At 70.1% G+C, this 21,706-nt stretch carries 16 protein-coding genes and 2 tRNA genes; 9 read left to right on the plus strand and 9 right to left on the minus strand.

The features are described 5' to 3' along the window. Position 1: 1 nt before the first annotated feature. Positions 2-5,065 carry an ATP-dependent helicase gene (locus tag RUH65_RS05290; RefSeq protein WP_313816210.1) on the minus strand — a complete coding sequence of 1,688 codons (5,064 nt, stop codon included), beginning with the start codon at positions 5,063-5,065 and terminating at the stop codon, positions 2-4. Between the two features lie 89 nt (positions 5,066-5,154). Between RUH65_RS05290 and RUH65_RS05295 the strand changes: the two genes are divergently transcribed. Beyond that, on the plus strand, positions 5,155-5,616 hold the full coding sequence (locus RUH65_RS05295) for a hypothetical protein (RefSeq protein ID WP_313816211.1): 462 nt from the start codon (positions 5,155-5,157) through the stop codon (positions 5,614-5,616). An 18-nt stretch (positions 5,617-5,634) separates the two neighbouring features. Here RUH65_RS05295 and RUH65_RS05300 read toward each other — a convergent pair whose 3' ends face one another. Both RUH65_RS05300 and RUH65_RS05305 read right to left on the minus strand, forming a co-directional pair. Continuing rightward, positions 5,635-6,093 (minus strand): 23S rRNA (pseudouridine(1915)-N(3))-methyltransferase RlmH, encoded by a 459-nt coding sequence (locus RUH65_RS05300; RefSeq protein ID WP_313816212.1) that lies wholly within the window; start codon positions 6,091-6,093, stop codon positions 5,635-5,637. Between the two features lie 12 nt (positions 6,094-6,105). After that, the gene (locus RUH65_RS05305) at positions 6,106-7,044 is read right to left on the minus strand and encodes a LysR family transcriptional regulator (RefSeq protein ID WP_313816213.1); all 939 of its coding nucleotides are present in this window, start codon (positions 7,042-7,044) and stop codon (positions 6,106-6,108) included. Between the two features lie 122 nt (positions 7,045-7,166). Between RUH65_RS05305 and RUH65_RS05310 the strand changes: the two genes are divergently transcribed. Then, positions 7,167-8,528 carry an aminomethyl transferase family protein gene (locus RUH65_RS05310; protein ID WP_313816214.1) on the plus strand — a complete coding sequence of 454 codons (1,362 nt, stop codon included), beginning with the start codon at positions 7,167-7,169 and terminating at the stop codon, positions 8,526-8,528. Here the strand turns inward: RUH65_RS05310 and sufU are convergent. The 4 genes from sufU to tadA all read right to left on the minus strand — a co-directional run bounded on the left by sufU (position 8,525) and on the right by tadA (position 11,072). Next, positions 8,525-8,983, minus strand: coding sequence for a Fe-S cluster assembly sulfur transfer protein SufU (gene sufU / locus RUH65_RS05315; protein ID WP_313816215.1), 459 nt, complete (start codon positions 8,981-8,983; stop codon positions 8,525-8,527). The two genes, RUH65_RS05310 and sufU, sit on opposite strands and share 4 nt — an antisense overlap. Beyond that, the gene (locus RUH65_RS05320; protein WP_313816216.1) at positions 8,980-10,281 is read right to left on the minus strand and encodes a cysteine desulfurase; all 1,302 of its coding nucleotides are present in this window, start codon (positions 10,279-10,281) and stop codon (positions 8,980-8,982) included. The genes sufU and RUH65_RS05320 overlap by 4 nt, the downstream gene beginning before the upstream one ends. Positions 10,282-10,441: 160 nt before the next feature. Then, positions 10,442-10,531 (minus strand) — tRNA-Ser (locus RUH65_RS05325). A 64-nt stretch (positions 10,532-10,595) separates the two neighbouring features. Further along, positions 10,596-11,072 (minus strand): tRNA adenosine(34) deaminase TadA, encoded by a 477-nt coding sequence (tadA, locus tag RUH65_RS05330; protein WP_313816217.1) that lies wholly within the window; start codon positions 11,070-11,072, stop codon positions 10,596-10,598. A gap of 92 nt (positions 11,073-11,164) precedes the next feature. On the opposite strand from tadA, the gene upp reads away from it, so the two are divergent. The 3 genes from upp (at position 11,165) to RUH65_RS05345 (ending at position 13,593) form a co-directional block, all read left to right on the plus strand. Then, on the plus strand, positions 11,165-11,800 hold the full coding sequence (gene upp / locus RUH65_RS05335) for a uracil phosphoribosyltransferase (RefSeq protein WP_313816218.1): 636 nt from the start codon (positions 11,165-11,167) through the stop codon (positions 11,798-11,800). A gap of 374 nt (positions 11,801-12,174) precedes the next feature. Then, the gene (locus RUH65_RS05340) at positions 12,175-13,011 is read left to right on the plus strand and encodes a winged helix-turn-helix domain-containing protein (protein ID WP_313816219.1); all 837 of its coding nucleotides are present in this window, start codon (positions 12,175-12,177) and stop codon (positions 13,009-13,011) included. 27 nt (positions 13,012-13,038) lie between these two features. Beyond that, positions 13,039-13,593, plus strand: coding sequence for a histidine phosphatase family protein (locus RUH65_RS05345; protein WP_313816220.1), 555 nt, complete (start codon positions 13,039-13,041; stop codon positions 13,591-13,593). Between the two features lie 104 nt (positions 13,594-13,697). On the opposite strand, the gene RUH65_RS05350 is transcribed toward RUH65_RS05345, so the two are convergent. Further along, a tRNA-Arg gene (locus RUH65_RS05350) sits at positions 13,698-13,771 on the minus strand. A gap of 289 nt (positions 13,772-14,060) precedes the next feature. Here RUH65_RS05350 and RUH65_RS05355 point away from each other — a divergent pair. The 3 genes from RUH65_RS05355 (at position 14,061) to RUH65_RS05365 (ending at position 19,627) form a co-directional block, all read left to right on the plus strand. After that, a complete protein-coding gene (locus RUH65_RS05355) occupies positions 14,061-15,902 on the plus strand; it encodes a phosphoenolpyruvate carboxykinase (GTP) (RefSeq protein ID WP_313816221.1) in 1,842 nt (613 codons plus the stop codon). 177 nt (positions 15,903-16,079) lie between these two features. Beyond that, entirely contained in the window at positions 16,080-18,287 is a 2,208-nt protein-coding gene (locus RUH65_RS05360; protein ID WP_313816222.1) for a DEAD/DEAH box helicase, read from the plus strand. Positions 18,288-18,316: 29 nt separating this feature from the next. After that, positions 18,317-19,627: a hemolysin family protein gene (locus RUH65_RS05365; protein ID WP_313816223.1), complete on the plus strand. Its 1,311-nt coding sequence runs from the start codon at positions 18,317-18,319 to the stop codon at positions 19,625-19,627. Between the two features lie 25 nt (positions 19,628-19,652). On the opposite strand, the gene manB is transcribed toward RUH65_RS05365, so the two are convergent. Next, positions 19,653-21,173 carry a phosphomannomutase/phosphoglucomutase gene (gene manB, locus RUH65_RS05370; RefSeq protein WP_313816224.1) on the minus strand — a complete coding sequence of 507 codons (1,521 nt, stop codon included), beginning with the start codon at positions 21,171-21,173 and terminating at the stop codon, positions 19,653-19,655. A gap of 61 nt (positions 21,174-21,234) precedes the next feature. Between manB and RUH65_RS05375 the strand changes: the two genes are divergently transcribed. Next, positions 21,235-21,706, plus strand: a 472-nt coding sequence (locus tag RUH65_RS05375) for an MFS transporter (RefSeq protein ID WP_313816225.1), incomplete at its 3' end; no start/stop codon positions are given.

Consider the following 21,706-nt stretch of genomic DNA (forward strand, 5'->3'; position numbering starts at 1 on the left):
CTCACGACCTGAACCTCAGCCCGGACGGGGACGAGTAGAACCCCGCCTCGGCCAGCGCCGTGGCCAGCGGGGTGCCGGTGAGTGGCAGGCCGTTGACCTTCTCCAGCGACATCTTCTCCACCCGCGCGGTCCGCAGAGCCCACGCCAGCGCGGTGGACATCGCGCCGAGTTCCGTGGGCTCGTCCGCGAACAGCAGCAGGGTGCGCCCGCCCCGTTCCACGTACAGGGCCAGCTCGCCGGCCACGAGGACGACGACGGCGCCGGCCTTTCGCCCGGGGCGTTGCCCCGTCGGCCGCACCCCGTCCGGGCCGGCGGGCACATCCGGCCAGGGCAGGGCCGCGCCGTAGGGGTTGGCGGGGTCGGTGGCCGCCAGCGCGATGGCCAGCGGAGCGGGCTCCGCGCGGTCACCCTGCCAGGGGGACGGTGCCCCGGCGTGCTGGGGGGCCGGCACATCCTGCTGGGCGAATCCGCGGAGCCGGTCCACCGTGGCCCCCGTGGAGAACTGGGCCGCGCCCAGGTGCTCCACGTAATAGCCGCGGCGGACCTGACCGGCTTCCTCCATGCGCGTCAGCAGCCGGTATTGCATTGCGAAGCCGCCGAGGACCTCCTCCGCCATCACGGAACCGCGGGTGATGACCCCATAGCGGTCCAGCAGATACTCGGCGGTGGCGTGCGCCCGGAGGGTCGGATCGGTCGAGGGCTCCGGCAGCAGAGACCAGCGGCCCGCGGCCCGGGCGACCTCCATCGGGCCCAGATCCGCGGGCAGGCCGCCGGCCGGGCGCGCCAGTGCGTCGGTCCGTCCCGCGTCGGCGCCGAGACTGCCGGAGGCCTCCTGGAGTCGTGCCAACCGGGACAGCCTCGCGCTGCGGCCGGGCCGCGCCGGCCGGGCCCGGGGCGAGCGCGACCTGGACTTGTGGGCGGTGCGGCCCTGACCCAGCAGCCCGCGGATCGGGGCGAAGGTGTCGTTGCCCACGAGCCCGGCCCACACCAGGTCCCAGAGGGCGCGGAGGAGGTCACCGGAGGAGACCCGCGGCGTCGGCGCACCGGGTGCGTCGGGCGTGAACGCTGCCGCAGCGAGGACGGAGCGCGCCCGCTCGGCGAGCTGGCCGAAGAACCAGGCCCCGCCGCCGTCGAGCACATCCAGCAGGGCCCGGTGCACGTGACCGAGCTCGAGGCCCTCGGCCCGCACCAGGGACAGGTCCGCGGAGTCGGCGCTGTGGAAGGCGAGCCAGCCGTCGTTGCCACTGGCGGCGGCGGTGCCGGACCAGAGGAACTCGCCACTGGCCAGCAATTCGTCCAGGAGGGCCGGCGTGTAGTCGCGGACGCGGGAGGGCAGGACGTGGCTCTCCCACCCGCTGGCGGGCACGGGGACGCCGGAGAGCTGATCGAGTACGGCGGCCACCCCGTCGATCCCGGACAGCGTGGCCGGTGAACCGCCCCCACGGGCTGGGGACAGGTGCTGCCAGTCGGCGAGGAACCGGGCGTAGGCGGCCTGCTCGACCGGTTCCACCTCCGCCCGCAGCGCCGCCAGGGACCGCCGCCGGATGCGCCGCAGCACCTCGACCTCGCACCACTCGGTCTCGTGCGGGCCGGAGGGCCGGGCGCCGTCCCCGTCAGTACCGTGGCCGGCCGTGGGGCGGAATTGCCCCTCGGTCACGCGGTGTTCGGCGGCGAGCCGCTGCAGGACCTGGAGCACGACGGCGGCGCCTAGTCCCAGCGTCACCCCGGCCTCGGCGGCGGTGAAGGGCCCGTGGGTGCGCGCGTAGCGGGAGACGAGGTCTCCGAGCGGATCCTCCACGGGCTCGATGAAGGCCAGGGGAAGGCCCAGGGGCAGCGCCACGCCGAGGGCATCGCGCAGCCGGGCCGCGTCCTCCACGGCGGCATACCGGATCTCGCCGTTGATCCTGACCTGCAGGGCCCGGTTCGCGGTGACGAGCTGGTCCAGCAAGCCGATTGCCTCGTCTGTCCCTGCGTCCCTGCTCTCTGCGGGATAGCTGGTCTCTGGGGGATCGCTGGTCTCAGGGGGGCGCAAGCGGGCGGCGGCGTCCTCGGCGGTCAGGGGGCCGAGCAGGCGGAGGAGGTCCGCGAGTCCCTCGGCACCCTTGACCCGGCGGTCCGGGGAGAGCCGTTGCAGGTCCGCCTCCACCGTGGCCATGACGTCCGGGTCCAGCAGGTCCCGGAGTTCAGCCCGCCCCAGCAGCTCGTTGATCAGGCCGGGGTCCAGGGAGAGGGCGGCGGCCCGGCGCTCGGCCAGGGGGGAGTCGCCCTCGTAGATGAATTGGGCCACGTAGCCGAACAGCAGCGATTGGGCGAAAGGCGAGGGGGTCTGGGTGGTGGTTTCCACCAGCCGCAGGGACTTCGCCTCGATCCGGGTGGCGAGATCCTTGAGCGCGGGGAGGTCGTAGACGTCCTGCAGGCATTCGCGGACGGTCTCGAGGATGATCGGGAACTGCGGGTACTTCCGCGCGACCTCCAGGAGCTGCGCCGATCGTTGGCGCTGCTGCCACAGCGGAGTGCGTTTGCCGGGATCCCGGCGGGGGAGGAGCAGCGCCCGGGCGGCGTTCTCCCGGAACCGGGCGGCGAACAGCGCCGACCCGCCCACCTCTGCCGTGACGAGTTCCTCGAGTTCCTCCGCCGTGAAAAGGAATAGGTCCGCTCCGGGCGGCTCATCCTCCATCATCGGCACCCGCAGCACGATGCCGTCATCGGCGGCCATCGCGGAGCCGTCCATCCCGTACCGGGCATGCAGCCGGGCGCCGACGGCCAGCGCCCACGGCGCGTGCACCGGCATCCCGAAGGGGGAGTGCAGCACCACGCGCCAGTCCCCGAGCTCGTCGTGGAACCGCTCCACCACGAGCGTCTTCTCCGTGGGCAGCTGCCCGGTGGCCTCCCGCTGTTCGGTCAGGTACGCGGTCAGATTGTCCTGGGCCCACTCATCCAGTCCGGCCGCGGCCAGCCGCTCGGACCTCGGGCTCCCGGCGCCGGCCTCGCCTTCGCCCAGCCCGGGGCCCAGTCCGGCGGAGACCTCGCGGCGGAAGGCCCCGACCGCCTCACCGAGCTCGGCGGGACGGCCCTCGGCATCGCCCCGCCAGAAGGGGAGACGTCCCGGCTGCCCGAAGGCGGGGATCACGAGGACCCGGTCATGGGTGATGTCCTGGATCTGCCAGCTCGTGGCGCCGAGGACGATCACGTCCCCCACCCGGGACTCGTAGACCATCTCCTCGTCGAGCTCACCCACCCGGCGTCCGCCCGTGCGGGCGGTGCCGGAGGACGCTTTGGCGGCGCCCGCGGTGGTGTCGCCCGCCTTCTCGTCCTCGGTGCCGGCGAGGAAGACGCCGAAGAGGCCGCGGTCCGGGATGGTCCCGCCCGAGGTGACCGCCAGCCACTGCGAACCGGTGCGGCCGGACAGGGTGCCGGCTTCCCGGTCCCAGACCACACGCGGGCGCAGCTCGGCGAACTCGTCGGAGGGGTAGCGGCCGGAGAGCAGGTCGAGCACCGACTCGAACGCGGAGTGCGGCAGGGTGGCGAAGGGGGCGCAGCGGCGGAGCAGGTCGAACCAGGCCTCGACGTCGAGCTCGTCCAGGGCGCTGGCGGCCACGGTCTGCTGCGCGAGGATGTCCAGGGGGTTGGCCGGAATGGACATCGACTCGATCCGGCCGGCGAGCATGCGCTCGACCACCACGGTGGTGTCCACCAGGTCTCCGCGGTGCTTGGGGAAGAACCAGCCGGAGGACGTCTCGCCGACCTGGTGGCCGGCGCGGCCCACCCGCTGCAGCCCGGAGGCCACCGACGGCGGCGATTCGACCTGGATGACCAGGTCCACCGCCCCCATGTCGATGCCCAGTTCAAGCGAACTGGTGGCGACCACGCAGCGCAGCTGACCGGACTTCAGCGCGTCCTCGATGAGGGCACGCTGCTCCTTGGACACCGAACCGTGGTGAGCGCGGGCGAACTCGGTGCCGGTTCCCTGCGAGGCATGGCCGGCGGACTGTCCCGCACCGCCCATCAGTTGGGCCGGGGAACCGGGCCGTCCGGCGTCCGGCGTCTCCGGGGGTGTCTGCGTGACCTGGCGTTCCTCCCAGATCTCATTGAGGCGGCCGGTGAGCCGCTCGGCGAGCCGGCGGGAGTTGGCGAAGACGATGGTGGAGCGGTTCGCCTCGACCAGGTCGACGATCCGCTCCTCCACGTGCGGCCAGATCGAGGCGTTCGCCTGCAGCCCGGACCCCGGTCCCAGATCGTGCGCGGAGGAGGCCGAGGGCAGCTCGGTCATGTCCGGCACCGGGACGGTCACGTGCACGTCCCAGGACTTGGTGGAGGCCGGGGCCACGACACGCACCGGCTGGACGCCGCCGAGGAAGCGGGCGACCTCCTCCTTCGGCTCCACCGTGGCCGAGAGCCCGATCCGCTGGGCGGGATGCGCCAGCAGGGCGTCGAGCCGTTCGAGGGAGACCGCGAGGTGGGCGCCCCGCTTGGTTCCGGCCACGGCATGGACCTCGTCCACGATCACCGTCTGAACCCCCGCCAGGGTGGACCGCGCCTGGGAAGTCAGCATGAGGTAGAGCGATTCCGGGGTCGTGATGAGGATGTCCGGGGGATGGCTGGCCAGCTGCCGGCGCTCGCGGGCGGGGGTGTCCCCGGACCGCACGCCCACACGCACCTCCGGTGTGGCCTCGCCGAGGCGCTTGGCCGTCTGCGTGATGCCGATGAGCGGGGCCCGCAGGTTGCGTTCGACGTCCACGCCCAGGGCCTTGAGCGGGGAGATGTAGAGGACGCGGGTCTGGTTCTTGGCCTTCGCCTTCTGCGGCGTTTCCGTGCGCTGGCTGGCCGCTGGGGAGCGCAGGAACCCGTCGAGGGCCCAGAGGAACGCCGAGAGCGTCTTGCCGGAGCCGGTGGGCGCGACCACGAGGGCATGCTGGCCGGAGGAGATGGCATCCCAGGCCCCGAGTTGGGCGGTGGTCGGCGCGGCGAAGGCCCCCTCGAACCACTCGCGGGTGGCAGGGGTGAAGCGGGCAAGCACCTCGTCCGCAGCGGGATCTGCGGCGTCGGGTCGAGAGTTTCGGGCCATCGCGGCCATGCTACGCCGGGCCCCGGACACTCTTCGATTGGTCCTCTAGGGTGGGTGGACCATGAACCGCTGAGCAGCCGGGAGCGACGATGAAGCGCAGGATCGGATGGATGCTGGGTCTCGGAGCCCTGCTCATGGTGACCGGATGCAGCCAGAGCGAGACCGGGATCGCCCTCCTCGACGAGCCTGCGGCGGATGCCGATTCGATCGATGTCGGGGCCGGGCCGCTGGAAGCGGACGCGTGGCAGGGCGCCGATCCCGAGAGCGTTCGCTTCGTGGCCGAGCACGATGGCGTGACCTACTACCTGGCCGAACCCCGGGACCCGGAGCTCGCTGGAGGTCTCTGCCTCACGGTGGTGGAGCCGGGGGCGATGGCCTGTGGAGGGCCGTCTCAGGGCGCTCCGGCTGATGCGGCGGTTCTCATCCTCGACTATGGCACGGGCGCGGCTGCTGTGTTCCGCGACGGAGACGATACATCGGAGCTGGCGGATCAGGGCTGGACCCAGGTCCACCCGAACCTCCTGGTGCGGGACTCCGGCCCGACCGCGTAGGAACTCGGGTCCACCGCCCTACACGTGGTGGTAGGGCCGGCCGCCGGCGATCTCCTGCGCGCGGTAGAGCTGTTCGGCCACGATCAGGCGGACGAGCTGGTGGGGAAAGACGAGCGGGGACAATGACCAGATCGTGTTGGCCCGGGTGTGCACGGAGCTGTCCACGCCGTAGGCGCCGCCGATGACGAGGGTGACGGCCTGACCGGCGTCGAAGCGGCCCTGGAGGTGGCGGGACAGGCCGGGGGAGTCGAGGTGGGTGCCGCGTTCGTCGAGCAGCATCAGGTGATCGCGCTCGCCGACCTTGGCCAGGATGCGCGCCGATTCCTCCTCGCGGGCCGCGTCGCCCTCGCGGGAGGAGTGGGGGAGCAGCTGCCAGGTGACGTCGAAGGGTTTCTTGAGGCGCTTGGCGTAGCGGTCGATGCCCCCGGACACCCAGGATTCGTGCTTCTTGCCGATGGCCAGGACCTTCACGCTCATGGGACCATCCTGTCAGGACCTCGAGTCGGGGGGCTTCCGCGCCCCGATGGAGGAGAACTCGCCCGGGTCGCCGCGCAGGGCGTGCAGCACGGTGCCGTGGAACCAGTCGAGCGCCGCGGTGTGCTGACTGGTGGTCCGCTTCAGCAGGGAGATCTCGACTCCCGGCAGCTCGAACGGAAGATCCCTCAGGACCACGGGCCAGGTCTCCGCCCAGCCCCGGGCGATCGACGCCGGCACGGTGGCGAGCAGGTGGTTCGGCGCGGATAGCAGCGACGGCAGCGAGGCGAAATGACGCACGGAGACCGCTGGATGGATCGGGGCGCCGAACCGCCGGAGCGCCGCGTCCAGGGCCGGCCGGCCGGAATCCCCGGCCACCACGGCATGATCAGCTTTCAGGTAGGCCTCCAGTGTCAGTGGCGGGGCCGCCAGCGGATGGTCCTCGCCCATGAGCACGGCATAGCGCTCCGATTTCAGCACCTGGTGGTCGAAGGCCCCGGAGATCGGCAGGGAGGTCACGGCCAGGTCCACCGTTCCCCGGGTCAGCCAGTCGGGAACGAGATCCAGGTCCAGCGAGATCACATCGACCCCGGTGCCTGGGGCGGCGGAACGGACGGCGGCGAACAGTGCCGGGAAATAACCGATCTCGCCCAGCTCGGACATGGCGACGGTGAAGCGGCGGTCTGAGGTGGCGGGGTCGAAGGAGTGGATCGTGTCCAGAGCCCGGTCGATGGTCATCAGTGCGTCGCGGAACAGCGGGTAGATCGACTGGGCCGCCGCGGTGGGCTCCATGGCCCGGCCCACCCGGTGGAACAGCGGATCATCCCACTGGCGCCGCATGCGCGTCAGAGCCTGGCTCACAGCGGGTTGGGTGACGAAGAGCCGGGCCGCGGCCGAGGTGAGGCTCCGCGTTTCGTAGACGGCCACGAAGGTCCGCAAGAGGTTCAGATCCATGGCTCCGTGACTCAATCTGGGAGATCGGTGGATAAGCAATTCTTATGATCAACTCAGGCAACTATACGTAGGCTGACGGTGACATCACCACCCGAGCACCGTCGCTACCGCAGGAGTCCTTTATGTCTCAGCATCCCGAATCCCTGGCCGCAGCCATCGCCCGCGCTGGTTCCCCCGTCGAGTACCTGCGCCATGCCCCGTCGAAGCCCACCGTGTTCCCCGTGCAGCCGGAGTTCACGAACTGGCGCTCGGAGCAGGAATCCTGGCGCACCTCGGTGGCCCTGCTGGACCAGTCACACCACATGACCGACCTGTTCATCACCGGCCCAGATGCGCTGAGGCTGCTCTCGGACGTGGGCGTCAACAGCTTCGCGAAGTTCGCCCCCAACAAGGCCAAGCAGTTCATCGCCGTCAACCACGAGGGCTATCTGATCGGCGACGCCATCCTGTTCTACTTGGAGGAGGACTCTTTCGACCTGGTCGGCTGGCACATGGTCCTGGACTGGGTGCAGTATCACGGGGAGACCGGGGACTATGACGTCACCTTCGAACGTGATGCCAGCTCCGCCGTGCGCCAGGGCGACCCGAAGCAGTACCGCTTCGAGGTCCAGGGCCCCCGCGCCCTCGAGCTCATGGAGAAGGCCACGGGTGCCGTGGTCCCGGAGACCAGGTTCTTCGGCATGGCCACCTTCGAGATCGACGGCGTCCAGGTCCGCTCGCTGCGCCATGGGATGGCGGGACAGCCGGGCTTCGAGCTGTTCGGTCCGTGGGCCGAGGGCGAGCGGGTCCGGTCCGCCTTGCTGGCCGCAGGGGAGGGGCTGGACCTGGTCCAGGTCGGCTCGAAGGCCTACTCCTCCTCCAATCTGGAGTCCGCCTGGGTGCCCTCCCCGTTCCCGGCGATCTTCAGCGGCGAGCGCACCGAGGCCTACCGCGAGTGGCTGCCGGCCAGCCGGGCCGGATCCCTCGCGGGCAGCTTCGACTCCGCGGCGGTGGAGGACTACTACCTGACGCCGTACGACCTGGGTTATGGGCGCAGCGTGTCCTTCGACCACGAGTTCATCGGCCGGGCCGCCCTGGAACGCCACGCGGCCGGGCAGCAGCGCCACAAAGTCACCCTGGTGTGGCGGCCGGAGGACGTCGCCGCCGCGATCCAGACGCAGTTCGAACCCGGAGTGCCGGCGAAGTACATCGACATGCCCAAGGCGCGCTACGGCCAATTCCAGGTGGACCGGGTCATGGTGGACGGCCGGGACGTCGGGGTCTCGCACGACGCCGGCTACCTCACCAACGAGCACGCCTTCGTCTCGCTGGCGAGCCTCGACCACGACGTGGCCACCCCCGGCACCGAGGTCACCGTGGTGTGGGGCGAGACGACGCCCTCGGCCAAACCCGCGGTGGAGAACCACCGCCAGGTCCGGATCCGCGCCACCGTGGAGCCGGCCCCGTACTCCGCCTTCGCCCGGGAGAACTACCGCAAGAACTAACGGGTCTCGGCCATGGTCAGCGCATGTTCCGCGGCGACCCAGCCGAGCATCGCGCACTTCACCCGGGCCACGTAGCGCGAGACCCCACCGAGGGCCACGGCGTCGCCGAGCAGGTCCTCGTCCGGGGCGACCTTGCCGCGGGACTGCATGGCGGTGCGGAAGGCGTCGATGCGGGTGCGCAAGTCCTCCACCGTCAGCCCCTCGGCGAGCTCGGTCAGCAGGGAGGCCGAGGCCTGCGAGATCGCGCAGCCGTGGCCCTCCCAGCGGATCCGGTCGACCACCCGGCCGGACCCTTCGCCGCTCAGGTGCACCTCGAGGGTGATCTCATCACCGCAGGTCGGGTTCAGCTGGTGCGACTGTCCAGCCGCACCGCCCAACAGGCCCACGCCATAGGGATTCTTCGAGTAGTCGAGGATGACCTGCTGGTACAGGTTCTGCAGATCGGACGAGCTCACGCCTTCACTCCAAAGAAGTTCGCGGTGGCGGCCACCCCCTCCAGGAAGCGGTCCACCTCCTCGGTGGTGTTGTAGAGGTAGGTGCTGGCACGGGTGGAGGCCGTGAACCCGAGCCGACGGTGCAGGGGCTGGGCGCAATGGTGGCCCACGCGGATGGCGATGCCCTGATCGTCCAGGAACTGGCCGACGTCGTGGGCATGCACCCCGGCGAGGTCAAAGCTGGCCGCGCCCACGCGCGGTCCCTGAGCGGATCCGCCCAGGACCGTCACGCCGGGTATCTCGGCGAGCCCGGCCAGCAGGCGCGCGCCGAGCTCGTCCTCGTGGGCGGCGATGCGTTCCATGCCGATGCCCTTCAGGTAGTCCACGGCGGCGGCCAGGGCGATGGCCTGCGAGACCTTCTGGGTGCCCGCCTCGAAGCGCTGCGGGGGCGGCAGATACTCCGCGGCCTCCATGGTGACCGTGGTGATCATGGAGCCGCCGGTGAGGAAGGGTGGCATGGCCGCCAGCAGTTCGCGGCGCCCGTAGAGCGCGCCGATGCCGGTGGGGGCCAACATCTTGTGACCGGAGAACGCGGCGAAGTCCACGTCGAGTGTTTTCAGGTCCACGGGCAGGTGCGGGACGGACTGGCAGGCGTCCAGCACCACGAATGCTCCGACGGCGCGGGCCCGGGCCACGAGGTCCTCGACCGGGTTGATCAGCCCCAGGACGTTGGAGACGTGGGTGAAGGCCAGCAGGCGGGTGCGGGGGGTGATGACCTCGTCCGCCGCCTCCATCCGCAGGGCTCCGTCGTCGCCCACGGGGAGGTAGCGCAGGGTGGCTCCGGTGCGGAAGGCGAGCTCCTGCCAGGGGATGAGGTTGGCGTGGTGCTCCATCTCCGTCACCACGATCTCGTCCCCGGCGCCCAGCCGGAACCGTTCGGCGGCAACGCCACCGCGGCCCACGCTGGCGTTGGAGAATGCATAGGCCACCAGGTTCAGCGCCTCGGTGGCGTTGGAGGTCCAGACGATCTCGTCTTCCTCGGCACCCACGAACTCGGCGACCGTGGCCCGGGCGTCCTCGAAGAGCACGGTGGCCTCGGCGGCCAGGGTGTGGGCGCCGCGGTGGACCGCGGCATTGAGGTTCTCGTAGTACTCGCGTTCGGCGTCCAGCACGGCCCGCGGCTTCTGCGACGTGGCGCCCGAGTCCAGGTAGGCCAGCGGATGGCCGTTCACCTCGGCGGCCAGCAGTGGGAAGTCCTCACGCCACCGCTCGATCTCGGCCGCCGTCGGGGGAGGGGTCGTCTGGGAGGTTCCGGTCATCTGCGCTGCCTTTCGACGGGGTCGTCTGCCGTGTGCACCACTGGCATAGCACCGGGGGGCCCTGATTTGTTCCGCTTTGGTTCCGCTGGGTCCGCCCCGGTCCGGACATGCGAGAAGGCCTCCACCACCCGGGAACCCGGGCCGTGGAGGCCTTCTTAACTGGCGGTGACGGTGGGATTTGAACCCACGGTAGGGGTGAACCTACACAACATTTCGAGTGTTGCACCTTCGGCCGCTCGGACACGTCACCAGACCGCACCACTGTACCGGAGGGGGCCAGCCCTGCCCAAACCACTCAGGCAAGCTCGTTCCGCTCAGCGGCGGTGTTCCCGGAAGAAAGCGGTCAGGAGCCCGGCGCACTCCTCCTCGCGGAGGCCGGCGTGGACCTCCACCCAGTGGTTCAGCCGGGGCTCCCGCACCACGTCGAACACGGATCCGCAGGCTCCCGCCTTGGGATCCCAGGCACCGAACACCAACCGGGGGATGCGAGCCAGCACCAGGGCCCCGGCGCACATGGCACACGGTTCCAGCGTGACCACCAGCGTGCAGTCGCCCAGCCGCCAGCCGTCCCCGTCGCCCGCGTCACGGAGCGCGGTGGCGGCCTCGCGCAGCGCGAGCACCTCGGCGTGGGCGGTGGGATCCCCGGTCGCCTCGCGCTCATTGCGTCCGGTGCCCAGGATGGTCCCGTCCGGGCCCACGACGACGGCGCCGATCGGTACGTCGGAGGTGTCCAGCGCGGCACGGGCCTGGTCCAGGGCCGCGCCCATCCACTCGTGGTGCGAGGTCTTCATGGGCCGACCCTAGCCGTCCCGTGGCCTTCTCCTGCCGGCTCGGCGGTCCGGTGGCCGATGGTGGTCCCCGTGCGCCCGGTAGGGTTGGCCCCATGCGCGTACAGCTCGTGGAACACCCGCTCGTCAGCCACAAATTGACCGTTCTCCGCAAGAAGGGGACGCCGTCGATGATCTTCCGGCAACTCACCGAGGAGCTCGTCATGCTGCTGGCCTACGAGGCCACCCGGGATGTGAAAGTCCAGCCCGTGGAGATCGAGACCCCGGTGGCGAGGATGACCGGCGTCGCGCTGGCCAAGCCGACCCCGCTGGTGGTGCCCATCCTGCGGGCGGGTCTGGGCATGCTCGAGGGCATGGTGCGGATGGCGCCCTCGGCCGAGGTGGGGTTCCTGGGCATGGCCCGGAACGAGGAGACCCTGGACATCGTCACCTACGCGGAACGGCTGCCGGCGGACCTGACAAACCGCCATGTCTTCCTGCTGGACCCCATGCTGGCCACCGGGGGCACCCTGGTGGAGGCGGTGCGGTTCATGTACGCCCGCAATGCGCAGCGGGTGACCTGCATCTGCCTGCTGGGCGCTCCCGAGGGGATCTCCCGGTTGGAGCGCGAGCTGGCGGACGTGGAGGTGGACATCTACCTGGCCGCGATCGACGAGCGCCTGGATGAGCAGTCCTACATCGTCCCCGGCCTCGGCGATGCCGGCGACCGCCTCTACGGCCTGGCGGAGTAACCCGGGGCGCTCACCGGTGCGGTAACAAAAGTGCGAACGCGGCCTGTTCGCAGTAGGTTGCCCCCACTGCGCCGGAATAGGTGTCTCACCACCGGGAATGGGTGTGATCTTGCTCACGAAGAGGGGTATTCGTCTCACATAGTGAGACCTCCGTCCCATTGTTACTTGCCAGGAACGAATGTGACGGCTGAGTGTTGTCACATGAACTTCCGCGACTCGGCGGTCCCCTCGGGGGCGACGACAGTTCGGCGATGGTGCCGGCAGTCTGGCCGGGCCGGCTCCTGTCCGGGGTGTCCGCGGCGGGGAACGGCCGTGATCCGGCCTGACTCGCAGCCCTCACGCCGAACAGGACACTGACGCAAGGATTCATCGACATGACAACCAGCCCCCAGGGATACGTCCACATCTCGGTCCGCAACGCCCAGCGTCGTGCGGCACGGGTCCGCAGTTACCGTGAGCACGGCGGCACCTATGGGACGCCGGCCAGCCGGCAGCTCCACTCGGTCCAGAATGTCGTGGAGCCCGCAGGGGAGGCCGAGCAGCAGGCGCCCCAGACGGCACCGATGCCGGTCCTGGCCCCCAACGGGATCCCGGGTCCTCAGGCGGTGGCCACTGAGACTGAGGCCCGCGGCTTCGTCATCTACGTGGGCATGGACGAGTCGGCTGCTTCGGCCGCCGGTACCTCGCTGACCCGGCTGGCCAACGAGCTGCGCCACTATGTCGAATCCCTGGTGCCCGGTTCACAGTCCGCCGCGGCCGTGGCGATCGCTCCGGCAGGTGCTCCCGGCTCCGACCTCGAGGTGGTCCGCCAGGTCCTCGGAGATCCGACCATTCAGCAGGGCACCCGCCCGGACCTGCTCCAGGCCCCTGCTCCCGTCTCGACTCGCCAGCCGGGCGTCCTGATCGATCTGGCCCGCCGCGAGGTCCAGCTGGACGGTGAGGGGCTGAACCTCACCTACAAGGAGTTCGAGTTGCTGAACTACCTCGTCGAGAACGGCGGCCGGACCGTGGGCCGGGACGAGTTGCTCGAGTCCCTGTGGAGGAACTCGGACGAGGTGCCGAACGAGCGCACCATCGACGTCCACATCCGCCGGCTGCGGTCCAAACTGGGCCGGCTCTCCGGCACGGTCCGGACCGTGCGCGGGCAGGGGTACCGCTTCTACGAGCACCCCGAAGTGGTCGTCTGGGCTGCCCCCGAATACAGCATCTGAGTCAGGGCGGGCACGTAGGCTGGCCGTATGCCTGCCGACGCCGCGACGCCCGACCGTATCGACACCTCCGGTGACAAGACGCTGATCCTGCTGCGCCATGCCAAGTCGGACTGGCCGGACGGCGTGAATGATCACGACCGTCCCCTGGGCGGCCGCGGCCATCGTGAGGCACCCGCCGCCGGTCAGTGGCTGGTGAACCAGGGCGTGTATCCGGATATGATCCTGTGCTCCGATGCCGTGCGCACCCGGCAGACCTGCACCTGGGTCTGCGGCGAGCTGGGGGAGAAGGCGCCGACCCCCTACCTGGACTCGCGTCTCTACGAGGCTGATGCCACGCGCGCCCTGGCCGTCATCAATGAGACCGAGGAGCGGGTGCGGTCGCTGATGGTCATCGGTCACATGCCATGGGTGCAGGACCTGGGCATGCGGATCGCCTCCGTGGAGTCCGACGAGGAGGCTGTCGTGTCCATGGCGGAGCGCTATCCCACGCTGGGCCTGCAGGTCTTCACGGTTCCGGGGGAGTGGGCGTCACTGGACGGGCGCGACGCGCGGATGACCCACTTCGTGGTGCCCCGCCCCTGACGACGGGGCCGGGTCTCACGCCACCAGGCCGCGCTCGACAGCAAAAAACCCGGATCCGTCGTGGATCCGGGCTTGACCTGGCCTGATGGATTCAGACCTTTGAGTGCGCCCTAAGGGATTCGAACCCCTGACCTTCTGTTCCGTAGACAGACGCTCTATCCAGCTGAGCTAAGGGCGCATCGACCACGATCGGCCTTGAAAGACTATACCGGCCCGGTGGCCGTTCACCAAATCCGGAGGGGAGGTGCGCCGCGCGGGCGGGCGGCGGGTGCGGGCCGGGTGCGCCGCCGTCGTCCGCGGTGTCAGGGTGCGTAGATGTCAGGTGGCGTCACCGAAACGTCTGCGAAATCTCCGTGGGTAGAATGACTCGTGGAGACGGTGTACGCACAATGGAGTGCCGGCCGCTGACGGCCGCATTCCCCTGTGCCCAACCGGAATGCACCCGCAACCCAATGGAGGGAACCCCCATGGCCAAAAACTCCTCACTCGCGTTCGCAGATCGCGCTGTGGCGGAAGCGCCGACCAGCTACGGCAAGCTTCTCGATTGGGTGAAGGAGGTTGCCGAGCTCACGGAGCCCGACTCCGTGTATTGGGTGGACGGTTCCCAGGAGGAATATGACCGCCTGGCCGGCGAACTGGTCGAGGCGGGCACGTTCGTCAAGCTCTCCGAGGACCAGTTCCCGAACTCGTACGCCGCCTTCTCCGACCCCGCCGATGTGGCTCGCGTCGAAGACCGGACGTTCATCTGCTCCGAGAAGGAGGAGGACGCCGGCTTCACCAACAACTGGATGGACCCGTCCGAGATGAAGGGCATCCTCCAGGACACCTTCGCCGGATCCATGCACGGCCGCACGATGTACGTGATCCCCTTCGTCATGGGGCACCTCGAGGCCGATGATCCGAAGTTCGGCGTCGAGATCACGGACTCCGCCTACGTGGTGAACTCCATGCGCATCATGGCCCGCATCGGGACGGACGTGCTGCAGAAGATGGAGGAGACCGAGGCGTTCTTCGTCCCGGCCCTGCACTCCGTCGGCGCCCCGCTCGAGGAGGGGGATGCCGACGTGGCATGGCCCTGCAACGAGAACAAGTGGATCGTGCACTTCCCCGAGGAGCGCTCCATCTGGTCCTACGGCTCCGGCTACGGCGGCAACGCCCTGCTGGGCAAGAAGTGTTACGCGCTGCGCATCGCCTCGGTCATGGCCCGGGACGAGGGCTGGCTGGCCGAGCACATGCTGATCCTTAAGCTGACCAACCCGGAGGGCAAGTCCTACACGATCTCCGGCGCCTTCCCGTCCGCCTGCGGCAAGACCAACCTCGCGCTGATCGAGCCGACCATCGACGGCTGGAAGGCGGAGACCCTGGGTGATGACATCACCTGGATCCGCCCCGGCAAGGACGGCGAATTCCGGGTGGTCAACCCGGAGGCCGGCTACTTCGGTGTGGCGCCCGGCACCGGGTGGGGCACCAACCCGAACGCCATGAAGGCCATCTCCCAGGGCAACTCGATCTTCACCAACGTGGCTCTGACCGACGACGGCGGCGTGTGGTGGGAGGGCATGACGGACGAGGTCCCGGCCCACCTGACCGACTGGCGCGGCAACGACTGGACCCCGGAGTCCGGTACCCCGGCCGCCCATCCGAACTCGCGGTTCTGCACCCCGATCGACCAGACACAGATGCTGGCCGACGAGTACAACGAGCCCAACGGGGTCAAGCTGGACGCCATCCTCTTCGGTGGGCGCCGCAAGACGACCATCCCGCTGGTGACCGAGTCCTTCGACTGGGAGGACGGCATCTTCAAGGGCGCCACCCTCTCCTCGGAGACCACGGCGGCCGCCGTCGGCGCCGTGGGCGTGGTCCGCCGCGACCCGATGGCCATGCTGCCGTTCATCGGCTATGACGCGGGCGACTACCTGGAGCACTGGGTCAAGGTCTCCGGCGAGGTGGACCAGGCCAAGCTGCCGAAGATCTACCTGGTCAACTGGTTCCGCCGCAACCGGGACGGCGGCTTCGCGTGGCCCGGCTTCGGGGAGAACTCCCGCGTGCTGAAGTGGGTCGTGGAGCGCCTCGAGGGCACGGCGGGCGCCACCGAGACCCCGATCGGTTACGTCCCGACGCCGGACGCGCTGGACCTGTCCGGCCTGGACCTGTCTGACGCCGACCTCGAGGACGCCCTCCGCGTGGACACCGAGGAGTGGAAGGACGAGGTGGCCTCCATCGAGGAGTGGTTCGCCCGCTTCGGCGCCTCCCTGCCGGCGTCGATCGCCGGTCAGCTGGACGGATTGCGCCAGCGCGTCAACGGCTGACCACGCCGACTGTGTTGGCTACGCCTCCGCCCGGTGCCGATTCGGTGCCGGGCGGAAGCGTTTAACCGGGCCGGACCCGGCCGTCCGCCTCCTCCACAGGGCACGACGACGGCCCCGTCCTCCACCGTTCGGCGCACCGGGCGCTGGGGTGTCCGTCCCGGCTGGAATACTGGCCGTATGGCGCTCCATGACAACGACGGTGACTTCCTTGGCGAGACCACGACGGCGCGGGAGGCTCTGCGGACCGAGGCCCGTGAAGTCCTGTGCCGGCTGGTGGGCCGCGAGGACGCGGACTTCCACCCCGGCCAGTTCGAGGCGATCGAGGCGTTGGTGGCCGATCGGCGCCGGGCCCTGGTGGTCCAGCGCACCGGCTGGGGCAAGTCCGCGGTGTACTTCGTGGCCTCCCTGCTGCTGCGTGCACGGGGCGCGGGGCCCACGCTGATCGTCTCCCCGCTGCTGGCCCTGATGCGGGACCAGGTCTCCGCTGCGGCCCGGGCCGGGGTGCGCGCCGAGGCCATCAACTCCGCGAACGCCACCGAATGGGACCAGATCCGGGAGCGGCTCGCCGCGGATACGGTGGACGTGCTGCTGGTGTCCCCCGAGCGGCTCAACAACCCCCAGTTCCGGGATGTGCAATTGCCGGACCTCATCCGCCGGACCGGGATGCTGGTGGTGGATGAGGCGCACTGCATCTCGGACTGGGGGCATGATTTCCGTCCGGACTACCGGCGGATCCGGGACCTCATCGCCCAACTGCCCGGTGCCGGTGACCGCCGTGTGCCGGTGCTGGCCACCACGGCCACGGCCAATGAGCGGGTGGTCCAAGACGTCGCCGAACAGCTCGGCGTGGCCGGCGCAGACGGTTCAGGGGAGGTCTTCGTCCTGCGCGGCCCGCTGGCCCGTTCCTCGCTGCGGCTCGGCGTGCTGCGCATGCCGAGCCCGGCCAGTCGGCTCGCCTGGCTGCTGACGCACCTGGACTCGCTGCCCGGATCTGGGATCGTCTACTCGCTCACCGTCTCGGCCGCCGAGGACACCGCGCGTGCCCTGCGGGACGCCGGCCATGAGGTGGTGTCCTACACCGGGCGGACGGACCCGGAACAGCGGGCCGAACTCGAGCAGGCGTTGAAGGACAACCGGGTCAAGGCCCTGGTCGCCACCTCCGCCCTGGGGATGGGGTTCGACAAGCCTGACCTGGGCTTCGTGGTCCACCTCGGCGCACCCAGCTCCCCGGTGGCCTACTACCAGCAGGTCGGCCGCGCCGGCCGTGCCACGGACCATGCCGATGTGCTGTTGCTCCCCGGCACCGAGGACCGTGAGATCTGGCGCTACTTCGCCACCACGTCCATGCCGGAGGAGCACCGGGCCCGGGCCGTGCTGGGAGAGCTGGAGGCCGCCGGGAAACCGCTGTCCGTCCCCGCCCTGGAGACCCGGGTGGATCTGAAGCGCACCCCGCTGGAGTTGCTGCTCAAGGTCCTGGCCGTGGACGGTGCCGTGGAACGCACCCAGGGCGGCTGGCAGCGGACCGCGCAACCGTGGACGTATGACGGTGAACGCTATGGCCGGGTGGCCCAGGCCCGGCTGGCCGAAGAGAAGCTCATGCTGGACTACGAGAACACGTCCGGATGCCGCATGGAGTTCCTCTCGCACGTCCTGGACGATCCGGAGGCGGCCCCCTGCGGCCGGTGTGACAACTGCGCCGGCCCATGGTTCCCCACGGGCATCGACGAGACGGCCAAGGGCAGTGCCTCGAAGGCACTGGGCCGGGTGGGGGTGCCCATCGAGCCGCGCCGGAGCTGGCCCAGCGGTATGGACCGGCTGGGGGTGCCGCTGAAGGGCCGCATCCCGGAGGAGTCCCAGGCGGGTGAGGGGCGGGCCGTGGCCCGGCTGACGGACCTGGGCTGGGGCGGACGGCTGCGCAGCCTGTTCGCCGCCGCGGAGGGCGGCGTGCAGGACGCCCCCGTGGAGCAGGACCTGTTGCAGGGGGCCGTCCAGGTCCTGGCGTCCTGGGACTGGGCGGAACGGCCCATCGCCGTGGTCTCCGTGCCGTCCCGCACCCGTCCTGACCTGGTGGGTTCCTTCGCCGAGGGCATCGCCCGGATCGGCCGCCTGCCGTACCTGGGCTCGCTCGACCTCGTGGACGGTGGGCCCCGCGGGGAGTCCGGGGGCAACAGCGCCTTCCGGCTGGCCTCGGTCTGGCGGATGTTCTCCGTGCCCGAGGAGCTGGCCTCCCAGCTGGCCTCGGCCAGGGAGGCTGGTCAGCACGGTCCGGTGCTTCTCATCGACGATCGGACGGACAGCCGCTGGACGCTGACCGAGGCCGGCCGTGTGCTGCGGGAGGCCGGGGCCAGCGGGGTGCTGCCCTTCGTCCTGGCGTTGAACGGCTGACCAGTCCCGCCGGGAGATAACGTGGTCCCATGGACCTCAACACCCTGCTGAATGTGGCCCTCGTGCTGCTCTTCGTGCTGATCGGCGGCGTGTTCGCCGGCACAGAGATGGCCATCGTCAACCTGCGGCAATCCCAGGTCCAGGCGATCGAGGACACCGGGCCGCGGGGTGCCAAGACGGCGGCGCTGGTCCGTGACCCGAACTTGTTCCTGTCCGCCGTGCAGATCGGCGTGACCGTGGCCGGCTTCTTCTCCTCGGCCTATGGGGCCTCGACGATCGCACCGGATCTCGCACCCGTCCTGGTCGGTTGGGGGCTGGGGGAGCAGACCGCCAGCACGGCGGCACTCATCGGCATGACGTTGGTCATCGCCTATCTCTCCCTCGTCTTCGGTGAACTGGTCCCGAAGCGGCTGGCCATGCAGAACGCGGTGGGTTTCACCAAAGTCCTGGCCCCGCCGCTGGGAGCGTTCGCGGTCCTGATGCGTCCGGCCATCTGGCTGCTCTCGGTATCCACCAACCTGGTGGTCCGCCTGCTCGGCGGCGATCCGAAGGCCCACCAGGAGGCGGTCTCCGCCGAGGAGATCCGCTCGATGGTGTCCACGTCGGAGGCGCTCGAGGACACGGACCGGCACGTGCTGCAGTCCGTGTTCGACGCCGCCGAGCGCACGGTGGTAGAGGTCATGCGGCCCCGGCCCGAGGTGAACTTCCTGGCCGGGCACCTCAGTGTGGCCGAGGCCATGCGGCAGCTGGCCGACCTGCCCAACTCGCGCTATCCCATCACCGGGGAGGACTCGGACGACGTCCTCGGCTTCATCCACATCCGCGATCTGTTGCGGGTGCCGGACCCGTCCACCACCCTGGACGGGATCGCCCGCGAGATCACCGTCCTGCCCGGCACGGTGGACGTGCTGCAGGCCCTGAGCCGCATGCGCTCCAGCGGCAACCAGATCGCCCTGGTCATCGACGAATACGGTGGCACGGACGGGATCGTCACGCTGGAGGACCTGTTGGAGGAACTCGTGGGGGACATCTACGACGAGTTCGATGACAGCCTGGCCGCGGAGGACAATGCCCTGGCGTGGGGAGAGGATGCCGAGGTGGACGGCGGGCTGATCCTGCAGGAGCTGGCCCAACAGACGGGTGTGGAACTGCCGGATGACGGCTCCTACGAGACCGTCGGCGGCTTCGTGATGGCCCAGCTGGGACGCGTGCCCGAATCAGGGGACCGGATCGAGGCCGAGGGGGCGAGCCTGGAGGTCCTGGACATGGACGGCCACCGGGTCGGCCGCGTCCGCATCACCCGCACCCCAGACCCCGACCACTTTGCGGGCAGAGAATAGTACTCTTCTCTGCCCGCAAAGTACGTCAGGCGTCCTGGCGGACGAGTTTCAGGACGGTGTCGCGGACACGGGCCATGGTCTCGGCGTCGTGGGCCTCGCCGTTGTAGCGCAGGAACGGTTCGGTGTTGGAGGGGCGCAGGTTGAACCACCAGGTGCCGTCCACCGCGGTCACGGTGGTGCCGTCCATGCGGTCCACGAGCACGTCGACGCCGGCCAGGTGCTGGTCCTGCAGGCACGGCTCGCAGGTCGTCGCGAGGCCGCCGTCGACGCGGCCGCCCTCGATCCACCCGGAGGCGAACACCTCCAGGACCCGGTCCACGGCGCCGGCCTTGTCCTCGACCTCGGAGTTGATCTCTCCGGAGGCGGTGTACGGGTCGTACTCGGCCGCCAGCTCGGACAGCGGCACCTCCTGGGTGCCCAGGGCGGCCAACACGTGCATGGCGGCGAGCATGCCGGTATCCGCGTTGTAGAAGTCGCGGAAATAGTAGTGCGCGGAGTGCTCCCCGCCGAACACGGCGCCCTCGGCGGCCATGACGGCCTTGATGAAGGAATGTCCGACCCGGGTCTTCACGGCACGCCCGCCCTGGGCCGCGACCAGTTCGGGCACGGCATGGGAGGTGATGAGGTTGTGGATGATGACCGGCTCGGACTCGGGGGCCTGCACGGCCCCGTTGACGGTGTCCCCGGCCTGCGCACGGGCGATCTCGCGGCGGGCCACCAGCCCGGTCACGGCGGAGGGGGAGACCGGGGCTCCCTTCTCGTCGATCACGAAGCAGCGGTCGGCGTCGCCGTCGAAGGCCAGGCCGAGGTCCGCGCCGTGGGCCAGGACGGCGGCCTGCAGATCCCGCAGGTTCTCCGGTTCCAGCGGGTTCGCCGGATGGTTCGGGAAGGTGCCGTCCAGCTCGAAGTACAGCGGCTCGATCTGCAGGGGCAGCGCCGGAAGCACGGTGTCTCCCAGGACCGCCGGGGTGGTCTTGCCGGCCATCCCGTTGCCGGCGTCCACCACGACCTTCAACGTCCGGATCCCGGACAGGTCCACCAGGGAGCGCAGGTAGGCGGCGTATGCGGCGAGCATGTCCTGCTCGCTCACCACACCCGTGGCCTCCACCGCGGGGATGTCACCGGCCTGCAAGTAGCGCTGGGCCACATCACGGATCTCGTAGAGGCCGGTGTCCGAGGACACCGGCACGGCGCCGGCCTTCGCCATCTTCATGCCGTTGTAGGCGGCAGGATTGTGGGAGGCGGTGAACACCACCCCGGCAGCCTGCTCCACGCCGCAGGCGTAGTACAGCATGTCCGTGGAGATCAGGCCCAGCATCACCACGTCCGCGCCGCGGGAGGTCGCCCCCTGCGCGAAGGCCCGGGCGAACCCGGGAGAGGACGGACGCATATCCCCGCCGACCAGCACCCGCGAACCAGCCAGGCCCAGCACGTCCACGAAGGCCGCGCCCACGGCCCGGACGGATCCCTCAGTGATGGTCTCCCCGACGATGCCACGCACGTCGTAGGCCTTGAAGGACTGGCTCAGATCCACAGAAGTCGTCATGGGAGTCAATCCTAGGCCAGCGCGGCGCCTCCGCCCTGGTCACGGCGCTAGAGTCGGGGCCGTGGAGACAGGCGCATCAGGACCGTGGTCCGGACACATCCCCGGGACCCCCGGATACCGCCGCCTGTTGCTGGGACTGTTCCTGGCCGGCGTCGCGACCTTCGCCCAGCTGTACTCCCCGCAGGGCCTGCTCCCGCTGATCAGCGGGGACCTCGGCATCACCGCCTCCGATGCCGCCCTCATGGTCTCCCTGGCCACTCTGGGACTGGCTATCGGCGTGATCCCGTGGTCCTACGCCGGTGACCGTTACGGCCGGAAGCGGGTCATGGGGTGGGCCATCATGGCGGCCTGCGCCTTCTCGCTGACGGCGGTCGTGGTGCCGGGTCTCGAGGCCATCCTGGCGTTCCGCCTCCTCGAGGGTTTCGCCTTGGGCGGCGTCCCGGCGCTGGCGCTGGCCTACCTCAACGAGGAGGTCAGCGCCGCCTCCTCAGCGCTGGCGGCCGGAACCTATATCTCGGGAACGACCCTCGGTG

It is taken from the genome of Citricoccus sp. (assembly GCF_032154715.1).
GTDB lineage: Bacteria > Actinomycetota > Actinomycetes > Actinomycetales > Micrococcaceae > Citricoccus.